Source organism: Shewanella basaltis (genome assembly GCF_023283885.1).
GTDB classification, from domain to species: domain Bacteria; phylum Pseudomonadota; class Gammaproteobacteria; order Enterobacterales; family Shewanellaceae; genus Shewanella; species Shewanella basaltis.
The window spans coordinates 62,951-79,264 of the sequence record NZ_JAKILA010000008.1; the positions used below are offsets into that span (position 1 = coordinate 62,951).

The following is a 16,314-nucleotide window of genomic DNA, read 5'->3' on the forward strand; positions in this document are numbered from 1 at the left end:
AGGTTCCTCATGCGGGCCATTTTTATTTTAGGGAAATGAATAATGCATAAAGCACCAGAATCAGTACTCAATGCGCTTGTACCTATGGTTGTTGAACAAACAGCGAAAGGTGAACGTTCTTATGATATTTACTCTCGTTTATTAAAAGAGCGTGTTATTTTTTTAGTTGGCCAAGTTGAAGAGCATATGGCTAACCTCATTGTGGCCCAACTATTATTTCTTGAGTCAGAAAGCCCAGATAAAGACATTTACCTTTACATCAATTCACCTGGTGGTTCTGTGACAGCAGGGATGGCCATTTATGACACCATGCAATTTATTAAACCAAATGTAAGCACTGTATGTATGGGACAGGCTGCGAGTATGGGGGCGTTTTTACTTGCTGGTGGTACAAAAGGTAAGCGTCATTGTTTACCTAACTCTCGCGTGATGATCCACCAACCATTAGGTGGGTTCCAAGGTCAAGCATCTGATATCGCCATTCATGCACAAGAGATTTTAGGCATTAAGAATAAATTGAACCAAATGTTAGCCGATCACACAGGCCAACCGCTAGAAGTGATCGAGCGTGACACTGATCGTGATAACTTTATGAGTGCCCCTCAAGCAGTTGAATACGGTTTAGTAGACTCGGTATTAACCACACGTAGTTAATACAGGCTGATTTTTTATTGTGACTGGGTTATTCTTCATCCTAATGAATAATCCAGATATACAGTCAGTATGCATATCGACAAGCAGAGCTCAGATGTAAAGTCTAGGCTGCAACCAGAGGTAGAATAATGGGCGATAACAAAAATAACGGTGACAGCGGCAAATTGCTGTACTGCTCTTTTTGCGGAAAAAGTCAACATGAAGTCAGAAAGCTGATTGCTGGCCCATCGGTTTATGTGTGTGATGAATGTGTTGATTTATGCAACGACATCATCCGCGAAGAAATCAAAGAGATTTCACCTAAGCGTGATGAAGACAAATTACCGACACCACATGAACTACGCCAGCATTTAGACGACTATGTCATTGGCCAAGACCAAGCTAAGAAAGTACTGGCCGTAGCTGTGTATAACCACTACAAACGCTTGCGCAATGGTGTGGCCAAAGGTGGTGTAGAACTTGGTAAAAGTAACATTTTGCTTATTGGTCCAACCGGTAGCGGTAAAACCTTGCTGGCAGAAACCTTAGCCCGTTCACTTAATGTGCCGTTTACCATGGCTGATGCCACCACATTAACTGAAGCCGGTTATGTGGGGGAAGATGTTGAAAACATCATCCAAAAGCTACTGCAAAAATGTGATTATGACGTAGAGAAAGCTGAGCGCGGCATTGTTTACATCGATGAAATCGACAAAATTAGCCGTAAATCAGACAATCCATCGATCACTCGAGACGTGTCTGGTGAAGGTGTACAACAAGCTTTACTTAAGCTCATTGAAGGAACGGTTGCCTCTGTGCCTCCTCAAGGCGGGCGTAAGCATCCACAACAAGAATTTTTACAGGTAGACACTTCTAAAATTTTGTTTATCTGTGGTGGCGCATTCGCAGGGCTTGAAAAAGTGATTGAGCAACGTGCTCACACAGGCACTGGTATTGGTTTTGGTGCAGAAGTGAAAGGCGAAGCCGATAAAGCAACCATTTCACAAATTTTAGGCCAAGTAGAGCCGGGTGATTTAGTTAAATTCGGTTTAATCCCTGAGTTTATCGGTCGCTTGCCTGTTGTTGCTACATTAACAGAGTTAGACGAAGCAGCACTGGTACAGATTCTATCTGAACCTAAAAATGCGTTAACTAAGCAATATGGCGCGTTATTTGAAATGGAAAACGTAGAACTAGAGTTCCGCGAAGATGCATTACAAGCCATTGCCCATAAAGCCATGTCACGTAAAACGGGTGCCCGTGGATTACGTTCGATTGTTGAAAGTATTCTGCTTGATACTATGTACGATATTCCGTCAACAGAAGGCGTGATTAAAGCCGTCATTGACGAGTCGGTGGTGAAAGGTGAGTCTGCCCCGATCTTAATTTACGAAAACACCGACACTCAGGTCGCATCAGGCGAACAATAATTACCCTGATAGTCAGTAAATTGAAAAATAAGGAGTCCATTGGGCTCCTTTTTTCGTATAAACCATTGAAACTGACAACATCACCCCAATATACTCAGTATTAAGTCTATTTCATTAAACGGAATCGAGCCATGACCCAAGAGCGTGAAGCGCATATCGAACTCCCCGTATTACCACTGCGAGATGTGGTGGTTTACCCGCATATGGTAATTCCGCTATTCGTAGGACGGGAAAAATCCATTCGTTGCCTAGAATCGGCAATGGAACAAGACAAGCAAATTTTATTAGTCGCCCAGCGTGATGCCGATCTCGACGAGCCAACAAAAGACGATATTTTTGATATCGGTACTGTCGCGTCGATTTTACAGTTGTTAAAACTGCCAGACGGCACGGTAAAAGTACTTGTGGAAGGTGGTCAGCGCGCAAAAATTAAACGGTATACTCAAGAAGAAGAGTTTTTTACCGCAACGGCTGAATACCTAGAATCTCAAGTATTAAGTGACAAAGAAGAAGAAGTACTTGTCCGAAGTGCCATTGGCCAATTTGAAGGTTACATAAAGCTAAATAAAAAAATCCCGCCAGAGGTGCTGACTTCATTGTCGGGCATTGATGAAGCCGCGCGTTTAGCCGACACCATGGCCGCACACATGCCGCTAAAGCTTGAAGACAAGCAATCGGTATTAGAAATGATCAATGTGGGCGAGCGTCTGGAATACCTAATGGCGATGATGGAATCGGAAATCGACTTGCTACAAGTTGAGAAACGTATCCGTACCCGCGTTAAAAAGCAAATGGAAAAAAGCCAACGCGAATACTATTTGAATGAGCAAATGAAAGCCATTCAAAAAGAGCTAGGCGACATTGACGAAAGCCATGACGAATTTGAAGTATTGGCGCGTAAAATTGAAGAAGCGGGCATGCCAACTGACGCCAAAGAAAAGGCCAGTGCTGAACTCAATAAATTGAAAATGATGTCTCCGATGTCAGCAGAAGCGACGGTGGTGCGCAGTTATGTTGATTGGATGACATCTGTACCTTGGAAGCAACGCTCTAAAATTAAGCGTGATTTAGCCAAAGCACAAGAAGTGCTAGACACAGATCACCATGGTCTTGAAAAAGTCAAAGAGCGTATTCTTGAGTATTTAGCGGTACAAAGCCGAGTTAAACAGCTTAAAGGCCCAATTTTGTGTTTAGTAGGACCACCAGGTGTTGGTAAGACTTCACTAGGACAATCTATTGCGAAAGCCACAGGTCGTAAGTATGTGCGCGTGGCATTAGGTGGCGTTCGTGATGAAGCGGAAATTCGTGGTCATCGCCGAACTTACATTGGCTCGATGCCTGGTAAAGTGATTCAGAAAATGGCAAAAGTTGGTGTTAAAAACCCATTGTTCTTACTTGATGAAATAGACAAGATGAGCTCTGACATGCGTGGCGATCCATCATCAGCCTTGTTAGAAGTACTCGACCCAGAACAAAACGCGACTTTTAATGACCATTATTTAGAAGTGGATTACGATTTATCTGACGTGATGTTTGTGGCGACTTCAAACTCAATGGACATTCCTGGTCCACTACTTGACCGTATGGAAGTGATCCGTTTGTCGGGCTACACCGAAGATGAAAAATTGAACATTGCCAAGCAACATTTACTGCCAAAGCAAGTTGAACGTAATGGTCTTAAAGCAAAAGAAATCATTGTCGATGACAGTGCTATTTTAGGCATTATCCGTTATTACACTCGTGAAGCGGGTGTGCGCTCTTTAGAACGCGAATTGTCTAAAATATGCCGTAAAGTGGTTAAACAAATCTTATTAGATAAAACCGTTACAGTGGTTGAAGTTAATCAAGATAATTTAAAATCGTTTTTAGGTGTACAACGTTTTGACTTTGGCAAAGCAGAGTCGAGTAATCAAATTGGTCAAGTGACTGGTCTTGCCTGGACTCAAGTTGGCGGCGATTTGTTGACAATTGAAGCGACCTCTGTTGCCGGTAAAGGTAAATTAACTTATACCGGTTCGCTTGGCGATGTTATGAAAGAGTCGATTCAAGCGGCGATGACGGTAGTACGTGCTCGCGCTGAAAATTTAGGCATTAATAACGACTTTTATGAAAAGCGCGATATTCATGTGCATGTGCCCGAAGGCGCAACGCCAAAAGACGGTCCGTCAGCCGGTGCGGCAATGTGTACCGCCTTAGTATCGAGTTTAACAGGTAATCCTGTGCGAAGTGACGTTGCCATGACTGGCGAAATTACTTTACGTGGTGAAGTATTGCCTATCGGTGGATTGAAAGAGAAGCTATTGGCAGCACATCGCGGCGGAATAAAACACGTATTGATCCCGAAAGAGAACGAACGTGATTTGGAAGAGATTCCGGCAAATGTGATTGCTGATTTAACCATTCACCCTGTACGTTGGGTTGATGAAGTCTTGAAACTGGCGCTTGAGCGACCAGTTGAAGGGTTTGAAGTGGTTAAAAAATAGCTTATCAGTAAAAAAATTGCTGTAGAGCATAAAAAAAGTGAAAAAAGGGGCTTAACAAAACGCTGACCTGTGGTAGCCTAGGTCTGTGGAGAGTCAGACGCACCAAGCCCTTGGGGCATCTGACATTGAGCTGTATCCAATTTTATTTTTTTTGGTTTTCATACTAAGTTTGATGCGTTATCAAACTTATTACAATAAAGCCTCCGCAGACCGCTCTAAACACGGATTTGGTTGCGGCGCGACAATAACATTCAAGGGGATGACATGAACAAATCTGAACTAATCGAGAAAATCGCATCTGGTGCTGATATTTCTAAAGCTGCCGCTGGCCGCGCACTAGACTCATTTATCGCTGCGGTAACTGAAGGTCTTAAAGAAGGCGATAAGATTTCTCTAGTTGGTTTTGGTACATTTGAAGTACGTCAACGTGCTGAACGTACTGGCCGTAACCCACAAACGGGTAAAGAAATTAAAATTGCTGCTGCGAACATTCCTGCGTTCAAAGCTGGCAAAGCGCTTAAAGACGCTGTTAACTAAAAAAGTTAGCAACGTAGCCTTTGTAAGGCATTCGTAATACAAGCACTGCTTAGGCGGTGCTTTTTACGAAAAGCAATATTGTTATGTATACATAATGAATATTGGGAGTATTGGGTTATACCCGTGGTAGCGTCTGATAACTCCATATAATTTACATTAAGGCGCATCCACAAGGTGATGCGCCTTTTTATTTTATTAATCGCAACAAGCGAGAATTCAGATGTTAGAAAAAATCCGTGAAGGATCACAAGGGGTTGTTGCTAAGACAATTCTTGTACTTGTGATACTTTCTTTTGCTTTTGCCGGTGTGAGTAGCTACTTAGGCTCTAATACTGGTGTTCCGGCTGCCATCGTTAACGGTGAAGAAGTCAGCGCCAACGATCTTGAAACTGCATTCCAAAACGAACGTTCGCGCATTGAGCAACAGCTAGGCGAAATGTTTAATGCATTAGCCGCCGATGACAACTACATGAATAGCATCAAGCAAGGCGTGCTAGACCGTTTAGTGGCTGATAAGTTAATTGACCAAGCAGCAAATAAACTGGGTTTACGTGTATCAGATGAGCAAATTAAAAAAGCCATTATCGATGAGCCTGCGTTTCAAACCGATGGTAAATTTGATAATGATCGCTATTTAGCGGTAATTCGCCAATTAGGCTACCAAACCACCAGTTTCAGAAATATGATGCGTGTTGACATGACTCGTCGTCAGTTACTTAATGCCATCGTAGGCAGTGAGTTTGTATTAGACGGTGAAGCAAAACAACTTGCTCAGGTGCAAGGTCAAACCCGTGACATTCGTTATTTAGTGGTGGACTCGACGCCATATTTAGCAAGTGTGTCAGTGTCTGATGAAGAAGCACAAAGTTATTATGATGCAAACCTAGCTCAATTTATGAGCCCAGAGCAGGTTAGTTTAGAATACGTGGAACTTAACGTGGCTGATATGGCTAAAAATAGCCAAACCACAGACGAAGAAGTTAAAGCGTATTACGACGAGCACCAATCTCAATATAAAACCCCTGAAAAACGTTTAGCTGCACATATCTTTGTTGCTGCAACCGATGATGATAGCGCTGATAAAGCTAAAGCAGACGCAATCGTTGCTAAATTGAATGCTGGTGAAGATTTTGCTGCAGTTGCTAAAACTGATTCAGATGATCAGTTAAGCGCAGAACAAGGCGGTAAATTAGATTGGTTTGAACAAGGGGTAATGGATCCTGCTTTTGATGAAGCATTATTTGCATTGCAACAAGACCAAGTATCATCTGTCGTTAAGAGTGAATTTGGATACCACATTATTAAGTTACTTGACTTGCAAGCAAGCCAAGCAACTGCCTTTGATGATGTAAAAGCAAAAATTGTTGCTCAATTGCAAGAAAAGAAAGCCTTAGATGTTTTCTACGGTTTGCAGAGCAAACTGGCTGACACCAGCTATGAAATCCCAGATACGTTAATCGATACAGCTCAAGCCATTGGTGCTAAAGTACAAACTACTGAGCTTTTCTCGCGTGACAGGGTTCCTGCTAAATTTAATAATCCAGAGCTCATCAAAGCTGCTTTCTCTGATCAAGTACTTGCTAGCGGTATGAACAGTGATGTGATTGAACTTGCACCTAACCATGTTGTTGTTATCCGTATGAAACAACATACAATGGCTGGTACTATGGCATTTGCTGATGTAAAAGCTGACATTACAGAACGCCTAAAACAAGACAAAGCTAACGAAAGCGCCCGTGAAAAAGCCGCTGAGTACATGGCTCAATTAAAGGCTGGCAATGATACATTAACGGATGCAACATTAATCGCGTTACCTAAGTTAGGTCGTTTTAATCAAGATATCGATCAAGCGATTACTGACAAAGCCTTTAAGATTGCCGCCCCAGCAGCAAACAGTGTAACCATTGATACTGCTGCATTAGCAACAGGTTATGCGGTTATTGTGGTTGATAAAGTCAATGAAGCACAAGGGATTAACGACAACTTAATCAATACCCTTAAGCAACGCTTAGCGCCACAATACAGCGAAGCAGATTATCGCGCTGTAATTGCAACGCTTAAAGCCGATGCTGAAATTGAGTATCCCGTCGCTGAATAATTAACGGACAATAAATTGCGTTAATCGTCTTAGCGTCAATTCGATTTAGTCAGTTACATTAGTGAAGTAGAAAAGACCTAGGCATACTGTCTAGGTCTTTTTCTTTTATGTCATAAGGAAAACAAGTGAGCCATAAACTCGATCAAGCATTTGAAAAAGCACTCGCCTATATCGACTCTAATATTGCAGCGCCACTGAATATTGATAGCCTAGCAACGATTGCCGACCTGCCAGCGTGTCATTTTCAGCACTTGTTTTACTCGCTATACCGTTTGTCGATAGAGCAATACGTCGAGTTACTTAAAAGTTTGCAGGCGGCTCATCAATTGGGGTTTGGCGAACAAATTCCACTTGAGGCTATCGCGATAAATTTAGGTTATAGCAATGAAGCTGACTTTGTTGACTCGTTCACCCATAGTATTGGCCAAAGCCCTCAATCATTTAGACAAGCGCCCGATTGGAATAATTTTTTTGCTAAACAGCAACCGCTTAAATCGTTTCAATCACCTCAAGATGGAATGTTCTCTGCAGACGTTGAAATAGTGTCAATGAATGCTTTAACGCTGGCTAGTGTTACGCACAATGGCCCCATGAAGGCAATGCCTAAGACTATCGAGCGTTTTATTCGATGGCGTCAACAGTACGCTGTGGGGCCAGGTGTTGGCCGAACCTTTAATCTGGTACACAGTCTGCCACAAGCACAGCCATATCGTATGGATATTGGTGTATCACTTGATGACGAAACGTATGCAAAATTAACGTCAACAGGTTTAACAGAGGAGGGGATTGAGACCAACATTATTGTTGCAGGCCGTTATGCAAAATTATCGGTAACAACAGATAAGCAAAATAGCGATATCAATGCAGTGTTGCACGCAGCAGTTGATTACCTTTATCGTATTTGGTTAAACGAGCATCCATACTCATTACGCAATAGCCCCTTAATGTTTGAGCGACTCAGTATTGGCAGGAGTGTCGAGCCGGGCACTGAGCTGCAACAATCGGTCGACATCTACTTACCTTTGCAATAAATTGACTGATAGTTTGTACTCATTATAGGCGGCTGTGGCTAATAGCCGTTAAATGCAGAGTTAAGGTTTATTAATACCAATCAGCATAAATAAGTGAAAAGAGATTGCGTAGGACAAATCGCTTATAACAAGGCAGATGTTGCATTGAGCAGGTTGTTCTATTTTTAACATGTCATACGAGGTGATAAGCAATGTTAACTTGTAAGCATGGTCACATTTTGTGCTGATAGGTATAGGCTTAAATAAATAAAAAAGCCGCAATACAGTGCATCGCGGCTTTCGTTAATTTAACCTCTTTTAATGAGCATAAAATGGATAGTTACAGCTCAATAACATCAAATTTAACGTTAGGATCCACGTCAGCGTCATAATCGATACCGTCAATACCAAAGCCGAACAGTTTTAAAAACTCTTCTTTGTACTCATTGTAATCGGTTAATTCACTTAGGTTTTCAGTGGTCACTTGTGGCCATAAGTCGCGGCAGTGTTGCTGAATGTCTTCACGCAATTCCCAATCGTCTAAACGAAGACGGTTTTCGCTATCAACAACCGGAGCCTGCATATCTGCGCGATACAAGCGCTCGCTAAACATGCGGTAGATTTGCTCCATACAACCTTCATGCAGGCCTTCTTGGCGCATTTTTTTAAACACCATGGCGATGTACAGTGGCATAACAGGGATTGCAGAACTGGCCTGTGTTACAACACTCTTGAGTACCGCTACATTGGCCGAACCACCCGTCGCAGCAAGTTGAGTGTTAAGCGCATGTGCAGCACGGTCTAAATCCATTTTGGCTTGACCTAACGCACCATGCCAGTAAATTGGCCAAGTTAGCTCTGTGCCAATGTAACTATAAGCTACGGTTTTACAACCATCAGCTAATACACCAGCATCACTTAGCGCGCTCATCCATAATTCCCAGTCTTGGCCGCCCATCACGGTTACAGTATCGGCAATTTCTTGCTCTGTTGCAGGCTCGACAGAGGTTTCAATGATGGTGTTTTTATTGGTATCAACTGCTGTTGCCGTATAAATTTGACCAATAGGTTTTAGTGAGGAGCGGATCACTTCGCCAGTGTCTGGTAATTTACGCACCGGTGATGCTAATGAGTAAACCACCATGTCGATTTGACCTAAATCTTGCTTGATAAGCTCAATCACTTGCTGCTTTGCTTCATGGCTAAAGGCGTCACAGTTAATGCTTTTAGAATATAAGCCTTCAGCTTTAGCAAACTTGTCAAATGCTGCAGAATTATACCAACCTGCAGTGCCAGGTTTGGTTTCTGAACTTGGCTTTTCGAAAAACACGCCAATTGTTGCCGCATCACTGCCAAAGGCTGAAGCAATACGAGATGACAAGCCATAGCCGCTAGAAGAGCCCACAACAAGGACTTTTTTTGGGCCGTTAGCTATTTTTCCTTTGGCTTTAGTGAGCTCAATTTGTTCTTTTACGTTTGCCTCACAGCCAACAGGGTGAGTGGTTGTACAAATAAAGCCACGGATCTTAGGTTTAATAATCATAGTTTGGTTTCTTCCTTTAACTTTGGCTCTAGGATAATTAGTTCAGCGCCTAAATGGCACTGATTTTTGCGAAAATACGTTGAAAACCACAGTGGTTGGAGCAGTTTAGCGTCGTTGCATAAATTGACTTTGCTCTTGGATCAGCCTTTGGGTGTATTCATGTTGAGGTGAGTTAAATAAGGCTTCGGTTGTGGTTTTCTCAACCATAATACCGTTTTGTAACACCATGACTTTGTCGCTCACATGACGGACGATATTAAGGTTATGGGATACAAAAATATACGACAATCCCATCTCTTTTTGGAGATCTAATAATAGGTTGATAATTTGCGAGCGTACTGACATATCCAGCGCTGTTAAAGCTTCGTCAGCAATAATGATTTTAGGGTTGAGCATCAAGGCACGCGCAACGGCTACACGTTGTTTTTGCCCCTCTGAAATCATGTGTGGATAGAAGTTAGCATGTTCAGGCAGTAATCCAACTTTGCGTAGGGTTTCAATCACCAAATCTTTACGTTCTTGGCTATTGAGTGTGGTGTTAAACCGCAAGGGCTCTTTTAGCAAGTTACCAATAGAGAGACGCGGATTAAGCGATGTGGTTGGATCTTGGAAAATCATTCTGATCAATCGACAACGTTGTTTTTGGTTGCGAGTCTCTAATGCTTCACCTTCAAAAAATATTTCACCGCCACTGCGTCTCTCTGCGCCGACTAAAATACGTGCCAACGTACTTTTACCTGAGCCGACAGAGCCGACAATTGCCATCGTTTCGCCACGTTCTAGCTCAAATGAAACAGGCGCTAAAGCCTGATAATATTGAGGTTTAAAACGTTTATAACCGGTGACATATTGTTTGCACAAATTGTTCACTTTAAGCAATGGCGTCGTCGTCATCTTCTTGCTCACTTTGGTAAGGGAAATGGCAGGCGAAATAACGACCTTTACTGTGTTCAAGGTTAGGTTGTTTTACGCATTTACGCTGCGCTTCAGGGCAGCGTGGGCCAAGTCGGCAGCCTGCTGGTAAATGCTGCATTGAGGGTGACGAACCTTGTAATGTCGGTAAGTCAGACTTATGGCGCATCTTTTTGGTGTGATCAGGTAAATTCTTTAATAATGCTCGGGTATAAGGGTGAAACGGCAACTCTGCCATGGCCTCCGCAGGGCCAGATTCCATTACCTGACCACTGTATAAAATGGTTAAATTATCACACCAGTTCACCATAATTTCGAGTTCGTGGCTTACCAGCAATATAGACACATTCTGTAGCTGGTTAAGTTGAGATAATAATCGGAAAATCTGTGCCTGAGTGTTCAGTTCCATAGAGTTGGTGGGTTCGTCTGCGATAAGCAGTTTAGGGTGATTTGCAACCGCCATCGCAATCATGACTTTTTGACATTCGCCCTCAGATAATTCCCACGGATAACATTTCATCAGTTGTTTAGGCGTTTTGATGCCAACTTTATGCAACCATTTTTGGGCATTAAGATAGGTATCGCGACTACGACGCCAAAATGGAACACTTTTATTGGGCATCATGGCTTCAATGAGCTGGCTACCTATGGTTTTTACTGGATCTAAACTACCGGATGGATCTTGAAAAATCATGGCCATATCGCAACCCATTAAATTACGCCGATCTTTAGCGCTCATTTCTAATAGGTTTTTTCCATCCCACATCATACGGTCTGCAACAATATGCCAATTCGGGCCCAGTACCCCAAGAATCGCTTTCGCGAGTAAACTTCGGCCAGAACCCGACTCGCCAACCAAACCGTGGATTTCACCAGGATTGATTGTTAGGCTGACTTTTTCAAGTACTTTGACTCGGCCTTGCGCTGTGTCGAGTTCAATAGTGAGGTTACGTACATCGAGTAATGGCATAGGTTAATTTCTTATTGGTGCAAGTGCTGAACGTAGACCATCACCCACTAAGTTTACCGATAATACGGTAAATAAGATGGCAACCCCTGGTATAGCGACAGTCCATGGTGCAAGCAGCAAATTATCTAGACCTTGTGCCACCATCGCGCCCCATTCAGGGCTTGGTGCCTGGGCGCCTAGGTTTAAAAACCCCAATGCAGCGATATCTAATATGGCTGCCGAAATGGCCATCGTTACCTGAATAATCACCACATCCCACACGTTAGGCATAATCACATACCAAAAAATTTGCAGCGAATTTGCCCCATCTAACCGAGCTGCAGTGACATATTCTTTTTGTAATTCTTCGTGAACGGCCTGGTGAATCACTCTCACAAACTGCGGAACCATGGCAATACCAACACCCCAAAATACATTGTTTAAGCCCGGTCCCATCACAGCGACCACTAAAATAGCCATAAGCAATGACGGAATTGACAATAATGCATCGAGCAAGTGACTTAATACGCTAGATTTTATTCCGCGCATCATTCCCGACAATGAACCAATAACAAACCCAAAAAATAACGATGCACCGACAACTAATAACGACATACCAAAGGTTAATTGTACGCCGTGTAAAATGCGACTAAAAATATCACGCCCGAGATCGTCTGTGCCAAAAAAGTGTTCTACCTTTCCGGCAGGATCCCAAGACGGAGGCAATAGCAGAACTTGTTGATCTTGTGCTTCAGCCGAGAAGGGTGCGATGAAAGGCGCGAATATGGTCAACACCAGCAAAAAAAGCACAGCCCATAATCCGATTAACGCAAAAGGATTAGACGAAAAGCTTTGCCACACGCGCCACATTGGTGAGTCAATATGGTCTTCGTGGTAGATTTTAATGCGAGGCATATAGTTCCTTTCTACTCATCGGATTGATTGCTGTATGCAATAGCTCAATCAAAATGCTTAAGAAAATGATCAGTAGTGATACAGATAAAATCCCTGCTTGAATCACAGTATAGTCTCGCTGATAGATGCCAGACACCAGCCAACTGCCAACTCCCGGCCACGAAAATATCACCTCTACCACGATGCCATAACTAGCAAATGACCCCAGCATTAAGCCAATGCTTTTCAATACTGGGATTAATGCGTTTGGCAAAGCATGACGGACTAGAATTTTAAATGTATGTAATCCTCTGGCTTCTGCTGCGCGGATATAGGTTTGATTCATGACATTGATCATCGCTTGGCGAGTGATTCGAACCACAAGGGTAAAGGGTAGTACCGCCAAGGTTACCGCAGGGAGAATTAGGTGTAATAACGCGTCGTGAAAAGCGGGGATACGGTAAGTAGATTCCGACAACAAGGTGTCAACTAGCATAAACCCTGTTACGGGTTCGATTTCATAAAGTAAATTGATTTGTCCTGATATGGGTAACCAGCCTAAATTAACACCTAACCACATGGCCAGTGTCAGTCCAAGCCAAAACACCGGCATAGAATAACCCGTTAAAGTAAAAGCCAAAATACTGTGCTGTAACATTTTATTTCGGCTTAAAGCGGCTATAACCCCAATGGGTACACCGAAAAATACGGCAATAAAACCAGAAAACAAAGACAATTCGAACGAGGCGGGTAATACCGATGCCAGCTCACCAGCCACTGATTGCTGCGAATTACTTGAAATCCCCAAATTACCCGACAAGCGTTGCCTAAGGTACGCGGTAAATTGCAAGAGTGCGTTGTCGTTTAATTGATAATCGAGTTCTATTTGTTGTTGCTGCAGCGCAGTTGGGTATTGAATACCCGATAACGAATAGGCTTTGTTTGCTGGAAATAATCCAGTAGCAATAAATAAGACCGCTATCATGACTAATGATGTGGCAACAAAAAGGGTGATGCGTCTAAAAAGATAACGCCACATTTATTCGCCTTCCTCTGATGTTTGTATCGCTTTTGCAAACGAGATCCCGCCATAAGGACGAATTTGCATGGCGGTAATATTGTTCTTTTTTAAGACGACTTTTTTCGCATGAGCCAGCGTTACCATAGGGACCTGGTCGCTAATAATTGCTTCGGCTGACTGATAAAATGCTTTGCGTTCAGGTTGTGATGACACACTTTGCGCTTGGGTGAGTAAATGCTCAAAGTCTTTTTGGCACCAACGAGAGCGATTGTTATTTGACTCCAGTGCCGCACAACTTAATAACGGGGTAAAAAAGTTATCGGGATCGCTATTATCTGCGTTCCAGCCAATTAAGACTGAGTCATAGTTAGATGCAGATAATTTTTGCGTAAACACGCTCCAATCATAACTAATGATATTAAGCTTAACCCCAATACGAGCTAAATCGGCTTGAATAAGCTCAGCGGTCTTTAATGCACTTGGATTATAAATCCGTGCCACCGGCATTGCCCAGACATCAATCGATAATTGATTGACTCCGGCCTGCTTTAATAGCTCAATGGCTTTTTGTGGGTTGTAATCATTGGGTGATAGGTTTTTAGAATATGCCCAAGATGCTGGTGGCAGTACACCAGTGGCTTCAACGGCGGTATCATTATATACCGCTTCAAGAATGTTTTGTTTATCGATGGCATGCGCCAAAGCGCGCCTAACACGAACATCGTTTAAGGGGGGCTTTTGGGTGTTAAACGCCCAAAATGACACATTTAATCCTGGTTTTGCATCCACAATTACATCAGGGTGTTGGTTTAGTACTGCTAGTTCACCAGCTTTAGGTAAGGCTGATACACTGCAATCACCAGTGATGAGTTTTGCAATTCGCGCAGTGCTTCTCGGGGTGATATCAAATACTAGCTGATCGAGCTCGACCGTGGGTCCCCAATAAACAGGGTGTTTTTTATAACGAATGTATTCATTTTTCACATACTGACTCAGTTGAAACGGACCGGTACCGACCGCAAAAAAATCAATATCTTCTGGTTTGCCTTCGCTTAGCAACTGATAACCGTACTCTGCCGACAAAATAACGGCAAAATCTGTGGCTAAATTAGATAAAAATGATGCGTCTTTACGGGTTAAGTGAAATATAACCTGGTAGTCATTGACCTTTTCTATCGATTCGATAAGTTCGGCAAACCCTATGCTTTGAAAAAACGGATAACCCGTTCTGCTGACTAAATGATAAGGATGTAAGGGGTTAATAATACGGTTAAATGAAAACAATACATCGTCAGCATTAAAGTCCCTTGAGGGGGTAAATCGACGGGTTTTATGAAAGCTGACATGTTCGCGTAATGTAAACTGATAACTCAACCCGTCTTCAGACATTTGCCATTGAGTGGCAAGTCCAGGAATGATCTCTGCCTTGGCTTGGCTATAATTGACTAAGCGGCTGTATATTTGGTGAGACGTCGCATCAATAGTGGTTCCAGAAGTCACTAATTGCGGATTAAAGCTCTCAGGATTACCTTCGCTGCAATATACCAAACCAGAAGGTAATTGTGCTTGTCCGCATGCAGCCAGCAAAAGACTGGTAATACATAAGGAAATCAGCTGATACCAGCGTTTAACTATAACAAGCATGATGTGATCATTTTTTATCGACTTTGAGTAAGTATTTTAACAGTGTTCTTGTAAGAGGAGCAATCGCTGATACGTGTTCATTTAAGACTTATCAAGTAAGTTGTATTTTTTTAAAATACCTCGTAACTGATGGTAGCTTAACCCAAGTAAGTCGGCGGTTTTCTTTTGATTGTACTGGCCTTCAGCAAGCGCTTTTTGTAACAGGTCTATTTCTGCGTTTTCAGTGTATTCTTTGAAATTGATAGGAAACTCGATGCCATGATGCCCGCTGTGAGTGTCATCATTTGACTTAGTGTCGGTGTTTGTTTGAGTCGCCGTTACTTCAACCGGTGCAGCCTGACGCTCACGAGTCTTAACGCGACTCATAGGCCGGTACGGAGAGGCAAATGGGTCTAAAATAATCCGATCAATTTCCTGACCATCAGAGCCTTCACGGTACACGCTGCGCTCGACCACGTTTTTAAGTTCGCGAATGTTTCCAGGCCAGTTATGCATCATTAACTGTTCAATGGCTATTGCGCCAAAACCACCAAAATAGTCGAGCCCAAGTTGTCTTGCCATGCTAACGGCAAAGTGTTCTGCCAGGGGCATAATGTCTTCTGTACGGCTTCGCAATGGCGGTAACGTTATCACATCGAAAGCTAACCTATCTAATAAGTCGGCTCTAAATTCGCCACTGTCAGCCAGTGCGGGTAAGTCTTCGTTGGCCGCACAAATAAGGCGTACATCTGACTGTACGGTTTTACTCCCACCGACGCGTTCAAATTCGCCGTATTCAATGACCCTTAAAAGCTTTTCTTGGATCAACCCAGAGGTATTTGCTAATTCGTCTAAAAATAACGTCCCGCCGTCAGCCCGCTCAAAACGGCCTTCATGTTTACCTTTAGCACCGGTAAATGCACCAGACTCATGGCCAAACAATTCACTTTCGAGTAAGTTTTCGCTTAATGATGAACAGTTAAGTTTGATAAAACTTTGATCCCATCGGGCTGATAAGTAATGTAAACGCTCAGCAATGAGCTCTTTACCCGTTCCGCGCTCACCTATAATCAGCACAGGCTTAGACAAAGGGGCAATTTTAGACACATGTTCTAACACTTCAAGTAGCGCATTAGATTGGCCGATGAGATTATCTTGTTGGTATTGTTTACTCACAGTGG

The 16,314-nt window shown here is 42.9% G+C and carries 13 protein-coding genes; 6 read left to right on the forward strand and 7 right to left on the reverse strand.

Annotation, left to right across the window (positions count from 1 at the left end):
* The first annotated feature begins 42 nt into the window (after nt 1–42).
* From clpP to L2703_RS19050, 6 genes are all read left to right on the forward strand, one after another.
* Nucleotides 43–654 (forward strand): ATP-dependent Clp endopeptidase proteolytic subunit ClpP, encoded by a 612-nt coding sequence (gene clpP / locus L2703_RS07975; protein ID WP_160053354.1) that lies wholly within the window; start codon nt 43–45, stop codon nt 652–654.
* 128 nt (nt 655–782) lie between these two features.
* The gene (gene clpX, locus L2703_RS07980; protein WP_248970576.1) at nt 783–2,063 is read left to right on the forward strand and encodes an ATP-dependent protease ATP-binding subunit ClpX; all 1,281 of its coding nucleotides are present in this window, start codon (nt 783–785) and stop codon (nt 2,061–2,063) included.
* Nucleotides 2,064–2,194: 131 nt separating this feature from the next.
* Entirely contained in the window at nt 2,195–4,546 is a 2,352-nt protein-coding gene (lon, locus tag L2703_RS07985; protein WP_248970577.1) for an endopeptidase La, read from the forward strand.
* A gap of 264 nt (nt 4,547–4,810) precedes the next feature.
* Nucleotides 4,811–5,083 carry a nucleoid-associated protein HU-beta gene (gene hupB, locus L2703_RS07990; RefSeq protein ID WP_160053351.1) on the forward strand — a complete coding sequence of 91 codons (273 nt, stop codon included), beginning with the start codon at nt 4,811–4,813 and terminating at the stop codon, nt 5,081–5,083.
* Nucleotides 5,084–5,303: 220 nt separating this feature from the next.
* The gene (locus tag L2703_RS07995) at nt 5,304–7,181 is read left to right on the forward strand and encodes a SurA N-terminal domain-containing protein (protein WP_248970578.1); all 1,878 of its coding nucleotides are present in this window, start codon (nt 5,304–5,306) and stop codon (nt 7,179–7,181) included.
* 125 nt (nt 7,182–7,306) lie between these two features.
* Nucleotides 7,307–8,212 (forward strand): AraC family transcriptional regulator, encoded by a 906-nt coding sequence (locus L2703_RS19050; RefSeq protein WP_248970579.1) that lies wholly within the window; start codon nt 7,307–7,309, stop codon nt 8,210–8,212.
* Between the two features lie 319 nt (nt 8,213–8,531).
* On the opposite strand, the gene fabV is transcribed toward L2703_RS19050, so the two are convergent.
* The 7 genes from fabV to pspF all read right to left on the reverse strand — a co-directional run bounded on the left by fabV (nt 8,532) and on the right by pspF (nt 16,309).
* On the reverse strand, nt 8,532–9,734 hold the full coding sequence (fabV, locus tag L2703_RS08005; RefSeq protein WP_248970580.1) for an enoyl-ACP reductase FabV: 1,203 nt from the start codon (nt 9,732–9,734) through the stop codon (nt 8,532–8,534).
* A 105-nt stretch (nt 9,735–9,839) separates the two neighbouring features.
* Nucleotides 9,840–10,628, reverse strand: coding sequence for a peptide ABC transporter ATP-binding protein (locus L2703_RS08010; RefSeq protein ID WP_248970581.1), 789 nt, complete (start codon nt 10,626–10,628; stop codon nt 9,840–9,842).
* Nucleotides 10,606–11,616 (reverse strand): oligopeptide/dipeptide ABC transporter ATP-binding protein, encoded by a 1,011-nt coding sequence (locus L2703_RS08015; protein WP_248970582.1) that lies wholly within the window; start codon nt 11,614–11,616, stop codon nt 10,606–10,608. The genes L2703_RS08010 and L2703_RS08015 overlap by 23 nt, the downstream gene beginning before the upstream one ends.
* Nucleotides 11,617–11,619: 3 nt before the next feature.
* Nucleotides 11,620–12,510, reverse strand: coding sequence for an ABC transporter permease subunit (locus L2703_RS08020; RefSeq protein WP_248970583.1), 891 nt, complete (start codon nt 12,508–12,510; stop codon nt 11,620–11,622).
* Nucleotides 12,497–13,528, reverse strand: coding sequence for an ABC transporter permease (locus tag L2703_RS08025; protein ID WP_248970584.1), 1,032 nt, complete (start codon nt 13,526–13,528; stop codon nt 12,497–12,499). Before L2703_RS08025 ends, L2703_RS08020 begins: the two co-directional genes overlap by 14 nt.
* Nucleotides 13,529–15,154: an ABC transporter substrate-binding protein gene (locus L2703_RS08030; RefSeq protein ID WP_248970585.1), complete on the reverse strand. Its 1,626-nt coding sequence runs from the start codon at nt 15,152–15,154 to the stop codon at nt 13,529–13,531.
* A gap of 81 nt (nt 15,155–15,235) precedes the next feature.
* The gene (pspF, locus tag L2703_RS08035) at nt 15,236–16,309 is read right to left on the reverse strand and encodes a phage shock protein operon transcriptional activator (protein WP_248970586.1); all 1,074 of its coding nucleotides are present in this window, start codon (nt 16,307–16,309) and stop codon (nt 15,236–15,238) included.
* Nucleotides 16,310–16,314 lie beyond the last annotated feature (5 nt).

Coding starts and splice junctions, on each gene's coding strand:
- clpP (WP_160053354.1), top strand. CDS start 43: ATGCATAAAGCACCAGAATCAGTACTCAATGCGCTTGTACCTATGGTT.
- clpX (WP_248970576.1), top strand. CDS start 783: ATGGGCGATAACAAAAATAACGGTGACAGCGGCAAATTGCTGTACTGC.
- lon (WP_248970577.1), top strand. CDS start 2,195: ATGACCCAAGAGCGTGAAGCGCATATCGAACTCCCCGTATTACCACTG.
- hupB (WP_160053351.1), top strand. CDS start 4,811: ATGAACAAATCTGAACTAATCGAGAAAATCGCATCTGGTGCTGATATT.
- L2703_RS07995 (WP_248970578.1), top strand. CDS start 5,304: ATGTTAGAAAAAATCCGTGAAGGATCACAAGGGGTTGTTGCTAAGACA.
- fabV (WP_248970580.1), bottom strand. CDS start 9,734: ATGATTATTAAACCTAAGATCCGTGGCTTTATTTGTACAACCACTCAC.
- L2703_RS08010 (WP_248970581.1), bottom strand. CDS start 10,628: ATGACGACGACGCCATTGCTTAAAGTGAACAATTTGTGCAAACAATAT.
- L2703_RS08015 (WP_248970582.1), bottom strand. CDS start 11,616: ATGCCATTACTCGATGTACGTAACCTCACTATTGAACTCGACACAGCG.
- L2703_RS08020 (WP_248970583.1), bottom strand. CDS start 12,510: ATGCCTCGCATTAAAATCTACCACGAAGACCATATTGACTCACCAATG.
- L2703_RS08025 (WP_248970584.1), bottom strand. CDS start 13,528: ATGTGGCGTTATCTTTTTAGACGCATCACCCTTTTTGTTGCCACATCA.
- L2703_RS08030 (WP_248970585.1), bottom strand. CDS start 15,154: ATGCTTGTTATAGTTAAACGCTGGTATCAGCTGATTTCCTTATGTATT.